17 protein-coding genes are annotated in these 15,206 nt (G+C 67.4%); 5 read left to right on the top strand and 12 right to left on the bottom strand.

All coding sequences use genetic code 11. The features are described from left to right. Positions 1-2 precede the first annotated feature (2 nt). The 6 genes from egtD to LLW23_RS06095 form a co-directional block, all read right to left on the bottom strand. Positions 3-980: an L-histidine N(alpha)-methyltransferase gene (gene egtD, locus LLW23_RS06120; RefSeq protein WP_228947882.1), complete on the bottom strand. Its 978-nt coding sequence runs from the start codon at positions 978-980 to the stop codon at positions 3-5. A gap of 22 nt (positions 981-1,002) precedes the next feature. Beyond that, a complete protein-coding gene (gene egtB / locus LLW23_RS06115; RefSeq protein WP_228947881.1) occupies positions 1,003-2,256 on the bottom strand; it encodes an ergothioneine biosynthesis protein EgtB in 1,254 nt (417 codons plus the stop codon). 62 nt (positions 2,257-2,318) lie between these two features. After that, positions 2,319-2,876, bottom strand: a complete 558-nt coding sequence (locus LLW23_RS06110; RefSeq protein ID WP_228947880.1) for a cob(I)yrinic acid a,c-diamide adenosyltransferase — start codon at positions 2,874-2,876, stop codon at positions 2,319-2,321. A 100-nt stretch (positions 2,877-2,976) separates the two neighbouring features. Beyond that, positions 2,977-3,213, bottom strand: a complete 237-nt coding sequence (locus LLW23_RS06105; RefSeq protein WP_228947879.1) for a twin transmembrane helix small protein — start codon at positions 3,211-3,213, stop codon at positions 2,977-2,979. Between the two features lie 9 nt (positions 3,214-3,222). Continuing rightward, entirely contained in the window at positions 3,223-4,098 is an 876-nt protein-coding gene (gene gluQRS, locus LLW23_RS06100; protein ID WP_228947878.1) for a tRNA glutamyl-Q(34) synthetase GluQRS, read from the bottom strand. Between the two features lie 97 nt (positions 4,099-4,195). Beyond that, entirely contained in the window at positions 4,196-4,987 is a 792-nt protein-coding gene (locus LLW23_RS06095; RefSeq protein ID WP_228947877.1) for an enoyl-CoA hydratase/isomerase family protein, read from the bottom strand. 99 nt (positions 4,988-5,086) lie between these two features. On the opposite strand from LLW23_RS06095, the gene LLW23_RS06090 reads away from it, so the two are divergent. From LLW23_RS06090 to ppc, 3 genes are read left to right on the top strand one after another with little or no spacing between them, the layout of a single operon-like run. After that, positions 5,087-5,656, top strand: a complete 570-nt coding sequence (locus LLW23_RS06090) for an HNH endonuclease (RefSeq protein ID WP_228947876.1) — start codon at positions 5,087-5,089, stop codon at positions 5,654-5,656. Between the two features lie 22 nt (positions 5,657-5,678). Continuing rightward, on the top strand, positions 5,679-6,083 hold the full coding sequence (locus LLW23_RS06085) for an EF-hand domain-containing protein (RefSeq protein WP_228947875.1): 405 nt from the start codon (positions 5,679-5,681) through the stop codon (positions 6,081-6,083). Positions 6,084-6,127: 44 nt separating this feature from the next. Beyond that, positions 6,128-8,785: a phosphoenolpyruvate carboxylase gene (ppc, locus tag LLW23_RS06080; RefSeq protein WP_228947874.1), complete on the top strand. Its 2,658-nt coding sequence runs from the start codon at positions 6,128-6,130 to the stop codon at positions 8,783-8,785. Between the two features lie 93 nt (positions 8,786-8,878). Here the strand turns inward: ppc and LLW23_RS06075 are convergent, their stop codons facing one another. Next, positions 8,879-9,592, bottom strand: a complete 714-nt coding sequence (locus tag LLW23_RS06075; RefSeq protein WP_228947873.1) for an esterase/lipase family protein — start codon at positions 9,590-9,592, stop codon at positions 8,879-8,881. 223 nt (positions 9,593-9,815) lie between these two features. Continuing rightward, the gene (locus LLW23_RS06070; protein WP_228947872.1) at positions 9,816-11,111 is read right to left on the bottom strand and encodes a hemolysin family protein; all 1,296 of its coding nucleotides are present in this window, start codon (positions 11,109-11,111) and stop codon (positions 9,816-9,818) included. Between the two features lie 133 nt (positions 11,112-11,244). Here LLW23_RS06070 and LLW23_RS06065 point away from each other — a divergent pair, with 133 nt between their 5' ends. Continuing rightward, the gene (locus tag LLW23_RS06065; RefSeq protein WP_228947871.1) at positions 11,245-11,922 is read left to right on the top strand and encodes an OmpA family protein; all 678 of its coding nucleotides are present in this window, start codon (positions 11,245-11,247) and stop codon (positions 11,920-11,922) included. 6 nt (positions 11,923-11,928) lie between these two features. Here LLW23_RS06065 and LLW23_RS06060 read toward each other — a convergent pair whose 3' ends face one another. Beyond that, on the bottom strand, positions 11,929-12,378 hold the full coding sequence (locus tag LLW23_RS06060; protein ID WP_228947870.1) for a nucleoside deaminase: 450 nt from the start codon (positions 12,376-12,378) through the stop codon (positions 11,929-11,931). Between the two features lie 46 nt (positions 12,379-12,424). Continuing rightward, a complete protein-coding gene (locus tag LLW23_RS06055) occupies positions 12,425-12,664 on the bottom strand; it encodes a hypothetical protein (RefSeq protein WP_228947869.1) in 240 nt (79 codons plus the stop codon). Positions 12,665-12,804: 140 nt separating this feature from the next. On the opposite strand from LLW23_RS06055, the gene rpmB reads away from it, so the two are divergent. After that, positions 12,805-13,101, top strand: coding sequence for a 50S ribosomal protein L28 (gene rpmB / locus LLW23_RS06050; protein WP_228947868.1), 297 nt, complete (start codon positions 12,805-12,807; stop codon positions 13,099-13,101). 229 nt (positions 13,102-13,330) lie between these two features. Here the strand turns inward: rpmB and LLW23_RS06045 are convergent, their stop codons facing one another. Beyond that, on the bottom strand, positions 13,331-14,215 hold the full coding sequence (locus tag LLW23_RS06045; RefSeq protein ID WP_228947867.1) for a class I SAM-dependent methyltransferase: 885 nt from the start codon (positions 14,213-14,215) through the stop codon (positions 13,331-13,333). Next, entirely contained in the window at positions 14,212-15,087 is an 876-nt protein-coding gene (locus tag LLW23_RS06040; protein WP_228947866.1) for an aldose 1-epimerase family protein, read from the bottom strand. The genes LLW23_RS06045 and LLW23_RS06040 overlap by 4 nt, the downstream gene beginning before the upstream one ends. Between the last annotated feature and the right edge of the window lie 119 nt (positions 15,088-15,206).

The following is a 15,206-nucleotide window of genomic DNA, read 5'->3' as shown; positions in this document are numbered from 1 at the left end:
GCTCAGGGCGCCGGGCGCGGCTCCTGCGCCTCCGCGAGATAGACGGCGAACAGACCGTCGGGGTCGGTCCACTCCGCGACCGGCGTCCAGCCGCCGGCGCGCAGCAGGATGCGGGCGTCGCGGGCGCCGTATTTGTGGCTGTTTTCGGTGTGGATCGTTTCGCCCGAGGCGATGGAGAAGTCGCGGCCTTCCACGGTGAACGACACGTCGCGCGTCGCTTCGAGGTGCATTTCGATCCGCGCGCGATCGTCGTTCCAGATCGCGCGGTGGCGGAACGCGTCTTCGGGGATCGTGCCGTCGAGCTCGCGGTTGATGCGGCCGATGAGGTTCATGTTGAACGCCGCGGTGACGCCGGCGGCGTCGTCGTAGGCGCGCTCTAGGACGTCTTTGTCCTTGATCCGGTCCATCCCGATCAGCAGTTGTGCGCCTTGGCCGAGCGATGCGCGCATCGCGCGCAGCAGATCGACCGCGGCGAGCGGGATCAGGTTGCCGATCGTCGAGCCGGGGAAGAAGCCGAGCTTGGGCGCGTCGGCGATCGTGCGCGGCAGCGCGAGCGGGCGGGTGAAATCGGCCTCGAACGGCAGCACCAGCAGGTCGGGGTAAGCGGTCGACAGCACGCGTGAGGAATCGCGCAGGAACTCGCCCGAGATGTCGATCGGGACATAGGCCGACGGCGCGATCGCATCGATCACGAGCGGCGTCTTGGTCGAGGAGCCCGAGCCGAACTCGACCAGCGCGGCGTGCGGCGGCACCTGGCGCGCGAGCTCGGTGGCGATCTGCGCGAGTATGCTCGTCTCGGTACGGGTCGGGTAATATTCCGGCAGGTCGGTGATTTGTTCGAACAGCTCGGACCCACGGCGATCGTAGAACCAGCGCGCGGGAATCGCGCGCGGGCGGCGTTCGAGCCCGGCGAGCACGTCCGCACGGAATTGCGGATCGGCCAGCGATGCCTGGCCGTCCTCGATCTCTGGCTTCAGCATGGTATCGTCGCCCGTCCTGGTGTCACACATCCCGCGCCAGGCGCACGCCGGTGAACTGCCAGCGCTGGTGCGGGTAGAAGAAGTTGCGGTAGCTCGCGCGGAGATGGCCGCGCGGGGTGGCGCACGAGCCGCCGCGGAGCACGAACTGGCCGCTCATGAACTTGCCGTTATATTCGCCGACCGCGCCCTCGGCGGCGGTGAAGCCGGGGTAGGGGCGATAGGCGCTGCCAGTCCATTCCCACACGTCGCCGAAGAATGCGGCGCCAGTCGAGGCCGGGCGCGGCTCGACCGCGCCGGCGTTGTCGAGCTGGTTGCCGCCCGCCGGATCATGCGCGGCGGCGGCGGCTTCCCATTCGAATTCGGTCGGCAGGCGTGCGCCGGCCCAGGCGGCATAGGCATCAGCCTCGAAGAAGCTGACGTGCGTGACCGGCGCGGCGGGATCGATCGCACGGCGCCCGTCGAGCCCGAAGCGCGTCCAGACCGAGTCGCGTTCTTCCCAATAGAGCGGCGCGGTGATGCCTCCGCGCTGCACCCAGGCCCAGCCATCCGCCAGCCACCAGCGCGGCGTGCTGTACCCGCCGTCGGCGATGAATGCCTGCCACTCGCCGTTCGTCACGGTGCGGTCGGCGATTGCGTGCGGCGCGAGCAGCGTGCGGTGTCGCGGGCCTTCGCAGTCGAATGCGAAGCCGGAACCGTCGTGGCCGATCTCGACCACCGACTCGCCGCGCTCGATCCAGTTGATCGCCGGTGGCATGCCGACCGGTACCTTGCGCGCAGCGGGCCAGATCGCGGGCTCGAGCGGATTCTCGCTGAACAGGTGCAGGATATCCGTGACGAGCAGTTCCTGATGCTGCTGTTCGTGATGGCAGCCGAGCGCGACCAGCGTGCGGGCCGTGTCGTCGAGCGACGGCAGGGCCGCGATCACTGCGGCGTCGACCGCGGCGCGATAATCGCGAACTTCGTCGAGACTGGGACGCGTGATCATCCCACGGCGGCCGCGCGCGTGGCGCCGGCCTTCGGCCTCGTAATAGCTGTTGAAGAGGAACGGGAAGCGCGGATCGTGCAGGCGATATCCGGGCACGTGATCGCGCAGCACGAACGTCTCGAAGAACCAAGTGGTATGCGCGAGGTGCCATTTTGCCGGCGACGCATCGTCCATCGACTGGACGGTGGCATCGGCATCGCCCAGCGGCGCGACGAGCGCGGTGCTCAGATCGCGGACCTGGGCATAGCTGGAGGCCAGCGCATCGCATTGGGATGCGGCGAGATTTCGCATTCGGTTCAGCCCTCCAGAAAGCGGACTACGCGCGACACTCGAATTGGATGCGCCCCAAGCGCTTAGCGCGAGGCGCCCGGCACCCAGAGCGGATCGCCGCCGTCGGCATCGTTCACCGCGCGGCAGGCGACGAACAGATAGTCGGACAGGCGATTCAGGTAGATAAGCGCGGCCGGATTGACGCCGGCGTCGATCGCCACCGCCGAGCGCTCCGCCCGCCGCGCGATGGCGCGTGCGAGGTGCAGCGACGCGGCTGCGCCACCCGGGAGGATGAAGCTGCGCAGCGGCTCGAGATGGTCGTTGAGCGCATCGATCTCGCGTTCCAGCCAGTCGGCCTGTGCGGGCACCATGCGGAGCACCATTTCGGACGGCGTGAAATCGTCCCCCAGTGTCGCGAGATCGGCGCCGAGGTCGAACAGATCGTTCTGGATTCGCGTGAGCGCTGTGGTGACGGGATGATTGCCCAGCGCAGCGATGGCGACGCCGATCGCGCTGTTCGTTTCGTCGACATCGCCGATCGCGGCCATGCGCGCATCGGCCTTCGAGATGCGGCTGCCGTCGACGAGGCCGGTCGTGCCGAGGTCGCCAGTGCGCGTGTAGATCTGGTTGAGCTTTACCATCGCCTCAGCCGATCACGTGTAGGGCATGTGCTTCGAGACGGCATTTCGACAAGCTCAATGCCTCCTCAGCACGAACGGTCCGACGGGCCGGCATCGGCGCTCAGGTCCGGCCGGCGGAGAATAACAGGACGACGACGATCAGGATCGCCAGCGCCTGGAACAGGATGCGTTGCTGCATCATCTTGTTCGATTTCATCTGGCTGGCGCTCGGGCCGTCGGTGGTGATCCCGCGCGCTTCGTCGCTGGCGTTTTGCAGGAAGGCGACGATGCCGCGGACCAGCGCGACGACCGTCGCGATGAGGGCCGCGACGAGGAGAATGACCAGGAACGTCTGCATGCTCCGTATTTAGGAAGCCTCGCCGCGATTGGGAAGGCGCCCGGCGCGCAGATCGTCGGCAAGCGCGCGCCCGTCGACGCCCGCCTCGCGCAGCGCCGCCAGCGTCGGCGCGCCGGTGCGCTTGGCGAGGCGCGTGCCGTCGGGCGCGGTCAGCAGCCGGTGGTGATGGTACTTGGGGGTGGGAAGGCCGAGCAGCGCCTGGAGCAGGCGGTGGACGTGGGTGGCGGCGAACAGGTCATTGCCGCGGACCACATCGGTGACGCCTTGCCATGCGTCGTCGACCGTCACTGCCAGATGGTAACTTGCGGGGGCATCCTTGCGCGCGAGCACCACGTCCCCCGCGGCGAGCGGATCGGCGGTGATCGTCGTGGCGTGATCGCGCCAGTTGAGTGGGCCGGCGCGGGCGACGGCGGCGGCCATGTCGATCCGCCAGCAATGCGGCCGGTCGCTGTTCTGATCGGTCAAGCGGAGGCACGTGCCGGGATAGATCGGCTCGGCGCCGTGGGGTGCGGACAGGCTCGCCGCGGCGATGTCGGCGCGGGTGCAATAGCAGCGGTAGAGCAGGTTCAGGTCGCGGAGCTGGTCGAGCGCGGCGGCGTAGGCGGGTAGTCGGTGCGACTGGTGGACGATCTCGCCGTCCCACGCGAGGCCGAGCCAGGCGAGATCGGCGAGGGTCGTCGCGACGTGCTCGGGGCGGCTGCGCGTGCCGTCGATATCTTCGATCCGCAGCAGGAAGCGACCGTTGATTTGGCGGGCACGGTCGTGCGCGAGGATGGCGCTGTACGCGTGGCCGAGGTGGAGCCGGCCGGTGGGGGAGGGGGCGAAGCGGGTGACGATCACGCGCGGGATGTGCGGGGTGGGGGATGGTGCGGCAACCCCCGTCATCCCGGACTTGATCCGGGATCCCGCTACTTTTTTTGGTTGGTGCGAAGGTAGCGGGACCCCGGCTCAAGGCCGGGGTGACGGTCGTCGAAGGAACCCGCTACCGCCCGCTGAACACCGGCTCGCGCTTTTCCATGAAAGCTGCGACGCCTTCCTTGTGGTCCTCGGTTGCCATCAGCCGGCGGATCGTTTCGATCGCCCAGCCGCCGAGTTCGCGGGCGTCGCCATAGGCAGCGCGGCGCAGGCCTTCCTTCATGAAGCGCAGCGCGAGCGGCGGGTTGATCGCGATGCGGGCTGCCAGCGCGCGGGCGCGGGCCATCAATTCGTCGTGCGGCACCACTTCGCGGACTAGGCCGATGCGGGCCGCCTCTGCAGGGTCGATCACGTCGCCGGTGAACAGCAATTCCGCCGCTTTCGCCGGGCCGACGATCGACGGCAGGCGATAGAAACCGCCGACGTCGCACACGAGCCCGCGCTTGATGAAGAGTTCGGCGAACTTCGCCTTGTCGGATGCGATGCGGATGTCAGCATACAGCGCCAGTTCCATCCCCCAGCCGACCGCGGCGCCGTTGACCGCTGCGATCACCGGCTTGTCGCATTCGAGCGCCGCCATCGCCGCGGGGGTCGGCTGGTGGCGCACGACGGGGGCGCCCTTGCGCTTGGCGAAGGCATCGGGGCCGGCCATGATCTCGCCGACGTCATCGCCCGAGCAGAAGGCCGGATCGGCGCCGGTGACGATGACGCAGCGCACGTCCTCGTCGGTCACCGCGCGGCGGAAGGCGGCCTCCAATTTGGCATAGGCATCCCAGTTCAATGCGTTGCGCCGTTCGGGGCGGTTGAGCGTGATCGTCGCGATATTCTCCGCAACTTCGTACGTGACGCTATCCATCATTATATCCTCTCCTCTTGACCGGTCGATTCCCCGGCTGTCATCATGGCGTCATCGCGCGGTATCACACGACCGCCGACACGGTATCGAAGAGGAGCGCGCTTGTTCCATCCCGATCTGATCCGCCATCCGGACGCGTGCCCGACGCTCGTCCTTAATGCGGATTACACCCCGCTATCCTATTATCCGCTCAGCATCTGGCCGTGGCAGACCGCGGTCAAGGCGGTGTTCCTCGATCGCGTCGACATCGTCGCGCTGTACGAGCGCGAGGTGCGCAGCCCGACGCATGCGATGAAGCTGCCGTCGGTGATCGCGCTGAAGCAATATGTGAAGCCGTCGCAATTCCCGGCCTTCACGCGCTTCAACCTGTTCCTGCGCGATCGCTTCGCCTGCCAATATTGCGGCACGCACCAGCGCGAGCTGACGTTCGACCATGTCGTGCCGCGCGCACAGGGCGGGCGGACCACGTGGGAGAATGTCGTCACCGCGTGCGCGCCGTGCAATCTGAAGAAGGGCGGGCGGACGCCGAAGCAAGCGGCGATGCCGCTGCATCTCGATCCGATCCGCCCGACGAACTGGCATCTGCAGGAGCATGGCCGCAGTTATCCGCCGAATTATCTCCACGAAACATGGCACGATTGGCTTTATTGGGACGTTGAGCTGGAAGCCTAATTGCGTGGGGGAGTCGGGTGGAATGCGGGTTTTGATGGTGCTGGCCGGGGTGTTGCCGGTGCTCGCCGGGTGCGGCACGTCCGAGGAAGCGGCCGATGCGAATGCCGCTGCGGCCAATTACCGCCCGCCCAGCGTGACTTCGCGGCTCGATTACGGCGGCCAGATCGAGCGCCGTTTCCATCGCCTCGACAAGAATATCGACGACAAATTATCGGAAGATGAACTGCCCGAGCGGATGCGGCGCGTGCTGATGCGCGGCGACACGAATGGTGATGGCAGCCTGAGTTCCGACGAATGGGGCGCGCTGATGCTTGCGCGATTCGACCGGCAGGACCTGAACAAGGACGGCAGCGTCACCACCGAGGAGCGGGTTGCCGCGCGCCAGAGTCGGCGTGATGCCCGGTCCGGAGACCAGGCGGCGCGCTGAATCGGCGCGTTGACCGAGGCGCTGTTGCGGTGCAGCATGACGATATGAACGCGCTTCCGCCGATCACCAACAACGACGACATCCGCTATCTCGGCCGCGTTCTGGGGGACGTGATCCGCGAGCTTGGCGGGGAGCGGCTGTTCGCCGCGACCGAGGCGATCCGATCGGCCTCGGTGGAGCGGCATCGCGACGGCGGGGCGCCGGTCGATCATCATCTCGATGCGCTGTCGCTCGACGAGACGCTCGATTTCGTGCGCGGCTTCATGCTGTTCTCGATGCTCGCGAACCTCGCGGAGGACCGTCAGGGGATTGCGGCGGACGCGGGCGCGGACGTCGCCTCGGCGCTGGAGCGGCTAGCTGGCGAGGGGGTCGACAAGGCGGCGGTGGCAAAGCTGCTCGATCACGCGCTGATCGCGCCGGTGCTGACGGCGCACCCGACCGAAGTGCGGCGCAAGAGCATGATTGACCACCGCAACCGCATCGCAGAGCTGATGGCGCTGCGCGATACGGGGGCCGAGGCATCGCCTGACGGCGATCTGATCGATGAGGCGATCGTGCGGCAAGTCGCGCTGCTGTGGCAGACGCGGGTGCTGCGGCGCGAGCGGCTGTATGTGACGGACGAGGTCGAGACTGCGCTGAGCTATCTGCGCGACGTGTTCCTGCCGGTGATCCCGGCGCTCTATCAGCGCTGGGATCGCGCGATGGGCGCGCGCGTGCCGGGGTTCCTGAAGCCGGGGAGCTGGATCGGCGGCGACCGCGACGGGAATCCGTTCGTGACCGCCGATTCGCTGCGCGCGGCGCTCGCCAAGGCGTCGGGGGCGGTGCTTGGCTTCTATCTCGACCAGCTTCACGCGCTGGGCGCCGAATTGTCGATCTCGATGAACCATGCGCCGGTCGACGCGGCGGTTCTGGCGCTGGCCGAGGCGAGCGGCGACGATGCCGAGACGCGGAGTGACGAGCCGTATCGCCGGGCATTGTCGGGGATCTATGGGCGCACCGCGGCGACCTATGAAGCGCTGACGGGCACGCGTGCGCCGCGGCCGGGGCGGCCGGCGGAGGCTTATGCCAGCCCGGACGAGTTGCGCGCGGATCTCGTGACCATCGCGCGCCCGCTGGCGCGCGGGTTGCTTGCGAGCGGTGGGGCCTTCGGGCGGCTGATCCGCGCGGTCGAGGTGTTCGGTTTCCATCTGGCGACGCTCGACTTGCGGCAGAACAGCGCGGTGCATGAGCGCGTTGTTGCCGAGCTGCTCAAGACGGCGGGCGTGTGCGACGATTATGCTAGCCTCGACGAGGCGGCGCGGGTCGATCTGCTCACGCGCGAGCTGGCGACGGCGCGGCCGCTGACCAGCCGCTTCATCGCGTATAGCGAGGAGACCGCGGGCGAGCTGGCGATCGTCGCGGCGGCGGCGGATGCGCATGCGGCGTATGGGCCGGGGTGCATCCGGCAATATATCGTGTCGATGTGCAAGTCGGTGAGCGATCTGCTCGAAGTGCACCTGCTGCTGAAGGAAGTCGGGCTGTACGTGCCGGGCGATCCGCCAAGTGCCGCGGTGATGGCGGTGCCGCTGTTCGAGACGATCGAGGATCTCGAGGCTGCGCCCGAGATCATGACGGCGTGGTTCGCGCTGCCCGAGGTGGCGGCGATCGCGAGCAAGCGCGGGCATCAGGAAGTGATGATCGGCTATTCCGATTCGAACAAGGACGGCGGCTATCTGACGTCGACGTGGCAGCTGTCGAAAGCGTCGACCGCGCTGAAGCCGGTGTTCGAGGCGGCGGGCGTGGGCATGCAGCTGTTCCATGGCCGCGGCGGTGCGGTGGGGCGCGGCGGCGGATCGGCGTTCGCCGCGATCCGCGCGCAGCCGCCGGGCACGGTGCAGGGCCGTATTCGCATCACCGAACAGGGCGAAGTGATCGCGGGCAAATATGGCACGCGCGAAAGCGCGACGACCAACCTGGAGGCGATGGCCTCGGCGGCGCTGCTCGCGAGCCTGTCGCCGGCGCCACTGTCGAACGCCGAGAACGAGACTTTCTCCGGCGCGATGGACACGCTCTCCGAGGCGGCGTTCCATGCCTATCGCGATCTCGTTTACGGCACCGAGGGGTTCCGCACCTTCTTCCGCCAGATGACGCCGATCGCGGAGATCTCCGGGCTCAAGATCGGTAGCCGCCCGGCGAGCCGGACGAAATCGGCGCGGATCGAGGATCTGCGCGCCATCCCCTGGGTGTTCAGCTGGGCGCAGGCGCGCGTGATGCTGCCGGGCTGGTATGGCGTGGGGCAAGCGATCGCCGGGTTCGAGGAAAAGGGGCTGCTCGCCGAGATGGCACAGGGCTGGCCGCTGTTCGCCGCGACGCTCGCCAACATGGAAATGGTACTGGCGAAATCCGATATGGGGATCGCGGAGCGTTATGCGGGCCTCGTCGAGGACGAGAAGCTGGGGGGCCGCGTGTTCGGGCGCATCCGTGACGGGTGGCAAGCGACGCATGACGGGCTACTCGCGATTACCGGCCAGTCGCGGCTGTTGGAGGCGCATCCGGCGCTCGACGCGTCGATCCGGTTGCGGCTGCCGTATATCGAGCCGCTGAACCTGTTGCAGATCGAGCTGATGCGGCGGCATCGCGCGGGGGATGAGGACCCGCGGATCGGCGAGGGGATCCTGTTGTCGATCAATGCGATTGCGACGGCGTTGCGGAATTCTGGCTGACTTCGTCACCCCGGACTTGATCCGGGGTCTCGCTGCCGAGGCGGTAAAGAAGAAGCGGGATCCCGGCTCAAGGCCGGGATGACAGTTTAGGGGTTACCGCCCGGCCAGTGTTTTCGCCACCTGGAGCATCACTTGCGGGCGGTGCTGGACGCCCATGTGGCTGGAGACGACTTCGACCGAGCGGCAGCCAGGCTCGCCGGGGGCGTGGCAGATCAGGCCGTTGACGATGCCGTCGGTCGCGCTCCAGATCGCGGTGGCGGGGACGGGCAGGGGGCGGGCGATTTCGCGGAGCCGATCCTGCACGGCGGGGCCGTCGATCCGCTCACCGGTCATCCATTCGAACAGTCGCCAGACATTGGTGGCGCGCGGATCGCCGGCGTAGGGCGCGGCGATCGTGATCACTTCGCGCACCAGATCGGGGCGGCGGTGTGCCGCGAGCCGCGCGATGATCCCGCCGAGGCTGACGCCGACCAGCGTGACCGGGCCGGTCTCGGCGACGAGCGTTTCGAGCCGGGCGAACAGCTTCTCGCAGTCGGAGCCAATCGTGCGCGCGCCGAAGTTTGCGCCGAGCCCCCAGCCTTCGGCGTGATAGCCGAGCCACGTGAGATAGCGCCGCATCGGAAACATCGAACGATCGCCGGTGAACAGGCCGGGCAGCGTGACGACGGTGCGGCCGTCACCCTTGGGCGCGGCGAGGAGGCTGTGGCGTGCGCCGACGAGTGACACGATGCCGGCGATCGAGCGGGCTGGTTCTACGGCCCAGTTGCGGGGGCGGGAGGCGGGAACGGGTAAGGCGTAGGCGGTCATTCATGGTCCTGTGTCGGCGCGCGGGCGCGAACGGGCCAAGCGCATTGGGCCGCGTTACAGTTCCATGACATAATGGGAGGTGAATGGGATAGGGGGTGCGTGTTCTTTTCGCCCTCCCGATTGCCGGAGGGGTTAGGGGAGGGAATGTAACGGGGGCGGTGTACTAGCTGACAGGTCCTCCCCCGACCCCTCCCGCAAGCGGGAGGGGGGAAGAAGGAGAAGTTTACGCCGCGCTGACCAGCAGCTTGTCGATGCGGCGGCCGTCGAGGTCGACCACTTCGAACTTCCAGCCCTGTTCGACGAAGCTTTCGCCTTCGCCCGGCAAGTGGCGGAACACCGCGAGCGCGAGGCCGGCGACGGTGGCATAATCGCGGTCGCCGGGCAGATCGATGCCGAGCCGCTCGGCCAGCGCGTCGGCCGCCATCGTGCCGGCGACGAGCAGCGAGCCATCGTCGCGCTCGACCACATTGGGGCCGTCGCCCGGCTCCGAATCGGACGCAAACTCGCCGGCGATCGCGGCGAGCAGGTTGGCGGGCGTCACGATGCCTTCGAAATGGCCGTATTCGTCGTGGATCAGCGCCATCGGCACGTCGGCGGAGCGCAACGCGACGAGCGCGTCCATCGCATCGATCTGGTCGATGATAACAGGCGCCTTGCGCACGAGCTGCTTGAGATCGAGCACCTCGCCCCGGGCGAGGGCGCGGGCCAGATCGCGTGCCTGGACGACGCCGATCACCGCGTCGATCGATCCCTGCGCGACCGGCAGGCGGCTGTGCGCCGAGGCGAGGATCTTGGCGCGGATCGCGGCATCGTCGAGCGCCGAATCGAGCCATTCGACTTCGGTACGCGGCGTCATCACCTCGCGTACCGGCCGATCGGCTAGGCGGACGACGCCCGAGATGATCGAGCGTTCATGCTCCTCAATAATGCCCGACTTCGAGGCCTCCGCGACGATCATGTGCAGCTCCTCCGCCGTCACATGTTCTTCCGATTCGCGGTTCAGCCGAAGCAAGCGGAAGATCAATGCGCTCGATGCATCGAGCACCCAGACGATCGGGCGCGTCGCGACGGCCAGGTAAGTCATCGGCAGCGCGATCCAGGCGGCGATCGGCTCGGGTTTGCGTAGCGCGAACTGCTTCGGAACGAGCTCGCCGATGATCAGCGAGGCATAGGTAGTGAGGCCGATGACGACCGCAAAGCCGATGTTGTCGGCCAGTGTCGCCGGCACCCCCAGCGCGGCGATGCGCGCCGCGGTCGGCGTGCCGAGGCTCGCGCCCGAATAGGCGCCGTTGATGACGCCGATCAGCGTAATGCCGATCTGGACGGTCGAGAGGAACTTGCCGGGATCGGACGCGAGCGTCAGCGCAGCGCGGGCGCCACGATGGTTGTTGCGCGCCATCGCCTCCAGCCGCGCCCGGCGCGCGGAGACGATGGCGAGTTCGCTCATCGCGAAGACGCCATTCAACGCCACGAGCGCGAGGATGATGAGGACGTCGATCCAGGGGAACGGCGGAAGCATGATGTGAGGCTCTATTGGCGGGAAACCGGTCCGCCGACAACCATCTGCGTCATCGGTGGTTCAGCACGGATGCGGAACAACCTTCATCAGGGCCGGTTTTCAGGTCTGAATGAACAGAACAGGGGACTTCTCGATGCGGATTAAATCTGCGCTCATCGCGGCCATCGCCGGTGGCACGCTCGTCACCACCGCCGCCTGCACCACCGATCCGGTGACCGGCGAGCAGCGCATTTCGAAGGCGGCGATCGGCGGCATCGGCGGCGCGCTGGGCGGATATCTGCTGGGCGATCTCGTCGGCGGGCGGCGCGATCGGACCGAGAAGATCGTCGGCGCCGGGATCGGCGGCATCGCGGGTGCTGGCATCGGTGCGTACATGGACAAGCAGGAGCGCGACCTGCGGGCGCGCACCGCCGGCACCGACGTGCAGGTGATCCGCCAGGGCGACGACCTGCTGCTCAACATCCCGAGCGGGATCAACTTCGCGTACAATTCGGCAACGGTTCAGCCGCAGTTCCAGCGCACGCTGGACCAGGTGGCGGGTGTGCTGGGCGAGTATAACCGCACCTATGTCGACGTGTACGGCCATACCGATTCGACGGGCAGCGATTCGTACAACCAGGGGCTCTCCGAACAGCGCGCGCGATCGGTGGCGGATTATCTATCGACCCGCGGCGTGCAGAGCGCACGGATCGGCACGCGCGGCTTCGGCGAGACACAGCCGATCGAGACCAACGAGACCGAGGAAGGCCGCGCGGCCAATCGACGCGTGGAGATCAAGATCGTGCCGATTTCGCAAAGCGAAGTGGGGTAACGCCACTCATCGCCGCGCGGCGAAGAAGCCGCGCAGCAAGTCGGCCGCTTCGCCATCGCCGATGCCGGAATAGATTTCCGGGCGGTGATGGCAGGTCGGCTGCGCGAAGAAGCGCGGGCCGTGTTCGACCGCGCCGCCCTTTGGGTCCAACGCGCCGTAATAGAGACGCGCGATCCGGGCATGGGCGATCGCGCCGGCACACATCGCGCAGGGCTCGAGCGTGACCCACAGGTCGCAGTCCTCGAGTCGATCACGGCCGAGCGCTTGCGCGGCGGCGCGGATCGCGCGGATCTCGGCGTGCGCGGTGGGGTCTTGCAGGCGACGCGGGGCGTTGCCCGCGACCGCGACGATTGCGCCCTCCCGCATCACGACAGCGCCGACCGGCACTTCTCCGGCCGCTGCCGCCTCATGCGCGGCATCCAGCGCCGCGCGCATGGGGGCGGGGAGCGGGAACATCGGCGGCGTCCTAGCGCCGCGGATGCTCTCCGGTCTAGCGGCGCACTTATTGTGCAGGCGTCGGCTGGGCTTCGGGCTTCTGCAGCTGGATCCGAGGGACCTCGACCGTCTTGGTCTCGGTGCCGACATCGATCCGGCCGACGTCCGCCTTGAACTCGGGCGCCTGACCGCCTTCGAGCCGGGGCAATTGCGCGGTCTGCGTCTGATCGATGTTGATGAAGCCGGTCGCCATCCCTGCGAGAATCACTAGGGCGGCAATGCCGACGAGAACGAGCAAAGCGCGCATTGTAAGGTCTCCAACCGATTCGCTACCGGAACAGCGCTCCTTATCTAGATAAGTTGCAGCGGCTCCAAGCTTGACGAACGGGCACGCGCCGGTTACTCGCGCCGACTTTCCGGGCTACCCCGAAACTCAGGATCTGAACCATGTCGCGCATTTGCGAGCTGACCGGCAAGGGTCGGCAGGTTGGACACAATGTGTCCCACGCCAACAACAAGACCAAGCGTACCTTCCTGCCCAATTTGCAGAACGTGACGCTGATCTCCGATTCGCTCGAAAAGAGCGTGCGACTGCGCGTTTCGACCCACGGGCTGCGCTCGGTGGAGCATAACGGCGGGCTGGATAACTGGCTGGTCAAGACGGGCGACGAGAAGCTGTCGCTGCGCGCGCGCCGCCTGAAGCGCGATGTCGTGAAGAAGCTGGCGACTGCCGTCGCTGCTTAAGACTGGCGGTTGCCGGTGTTGAATGGCCTGCCGCTCGGATCGAGCGGCGGGCCTTCTTGCGTTTAGCGCGTGACGACTTGAGCTTGAACACTTCCGTTCGCCCTGAGGAGGGGTTGAGCTTGTCGAAGCCTCGTCTCGCAGGGCACGCCCCGCCATGTGCTTCGAGACGGCATTTCGACAAGCTCAATGCCTCCTCAGCACGAACGGTCTGAAATCAAGTCATCACGTTTCAGTCGTTCGACCAGCGCGCCCAGATCGCGGTTGGCAGCACCAGCCCGCGGGCTTCTTCGCGCACGCCGAGTTCGCCCGCCTCGACCGTGCCGGGCAGATCGGAGAACGCCTGGCGGAGCATCTCGCCGATCGCCAGTGCGGACATGCGCACGGCATAGACGGTTAGAAACAGCGCGCGCGAATTCGCGTCGAGCAGCTGGCGGCAATCGGCGATCAGTGCCGGCAGATGCTCTTCGAGGCGCCAGATCTCGCCATCGGGGCCGCGGCCGTATTTGGGCGGATCGAGCAGGATCGCATCGTAGCGCCGCCCGCGGCGGACCTCGCGCGCGACGAATTTGGCGGCGTCCTCGACGATCCAGCGGACCGGGCGATCGGCGAGATCCGACAGCCGCGCATTGCCGCGCGCCGCTTCGACCGACTTCTTCGAGGCATCGACATGGACCATCTTCGCGCCGTGCGCGGCGAGCGCGAGCGTGCCGACGCCGGTGTAGCCGAACAGGTTCAGCGCCTCGGGCTCGGCGACGCCGTTCAGCCGCTCGCGCAGCCAGGACCAGACCGGCGCCATGTCCGGGAAGAAGCCCAGGTGGCGGAAGGGGGTGGTCTGCGCGGTGAAGCGCACCGCCTCGGCGCCGATGCCCCAGCTAAGCGGCCAACCGTCGCGCGGGGTGGAGCGATTATAATGCCATTGGCCGCCGCCATCCTCGTCGCTGCCCGGGATGAACTCGCCGTGTGCTTGCCAATCGGCGTGCGCCGGCGCCCACAAGGCCTGCGGTTCGGGGCGGATGAAGCGATAGTCGCCGTAGCGTTCGAGCTTTCGTCCATGTCCGCAATCGACGAGGCCGTAATCGCCCCATGGTTCTCCGACCAGCGTGTCGAGCTTCATGGAACGCGCGTGACTGACATGACGATGTGCTTGGCTCCACCGGGGGGGATGAGGAAGATGCCGGGCTTGTCGGCGAGTTCGCCGGCGTAGCCTTCGGGGTCGGCGATGCCGTGCCAGGGCTCGACGCAGATGTACTGCGCGCCGGGCTTGGTCCAGATGCCGAGCATTGGCGTGTCGGGGAAGGCGATCTCGAGGCTGGGGCCGTCGCTGGCGCCGTAGCAGACCCGGGTCGAGCGGACCGGATCCCATACCAGCGCGTCGTGCACGAACAGATCGTCGGCGAGGGCGAGCGTGCGGCCGTCGAGCGGTGACGGCTTCGTACCGGGCGCGATCGTGCCGTCGGCGGCGATGACGCGCAGGGCGGTGGGCTCGTCGCGCGCGAACGTGATGCGGTGATCGGCGCGGTCGCGGCCATAGGGCAGCGGCCAGGCGAAGGCGGGGTGGAAGCCGAAGCTGGCGGGTAGGGGGGTGTCGGCAGGGTTGTGGATGGTGATTTCGATGCAGAGCGTCGCGTCGTCGAGCCGGAAGAGCGCATCCAGCGTGAAATCGAACGGGTAGTGGGTGCGCGTTTCTTCGCTGGCGGTGAGCCGGAACAGCGCGCGGGTGTTGCCCTGCTCGATCACGGCGAAGGGCAGGCGGCGGGCGAAGCCGTGCTGCTTCATTGGATAGAGCCCGCCATCGACGCGGATCGTCTCGTCGGCGGGTTTGCCGACGACGGGAAAGAGCAGCGGCGCGCGGCCGGTCCAGAAGGCGGGATCGGCGTTGGTCATCAACTCGCGGCCGTCAGCGTCCTTCAGCGACGACAGCTCGGCGCCGAGCGGGTTGATCGCGGCGGTGAGATGCTCGTTCGCGATGGTGATCCAGTCGGCCATGTGCGTTCCATACAACACGCCGGTCGCCCTGAGGAGGTGCTGAGCCGAAGGTGAAGCACCGTCTCGAAGGGTATGTGCTTCGAGACGGCATTTCGACAGGCTCAATGCCTCCTCAGCAC

The organism is Sphingomonas radiodurans (assembly GCF_020866845.1).
Taxonomy (GTDB): domain Bacteria; phylum Pseudomonadota; class Alphaproteobacteria; order Sphingomonadales; family Sphingomonadaceae; genus Sphingomonas; species Sphingomonas radiodurans.
The sequence above is the reverse complement of the archived record's forward strand: the minus strand, read 5'-3'. Positions and strand labels throughout refer to the sequence as shown.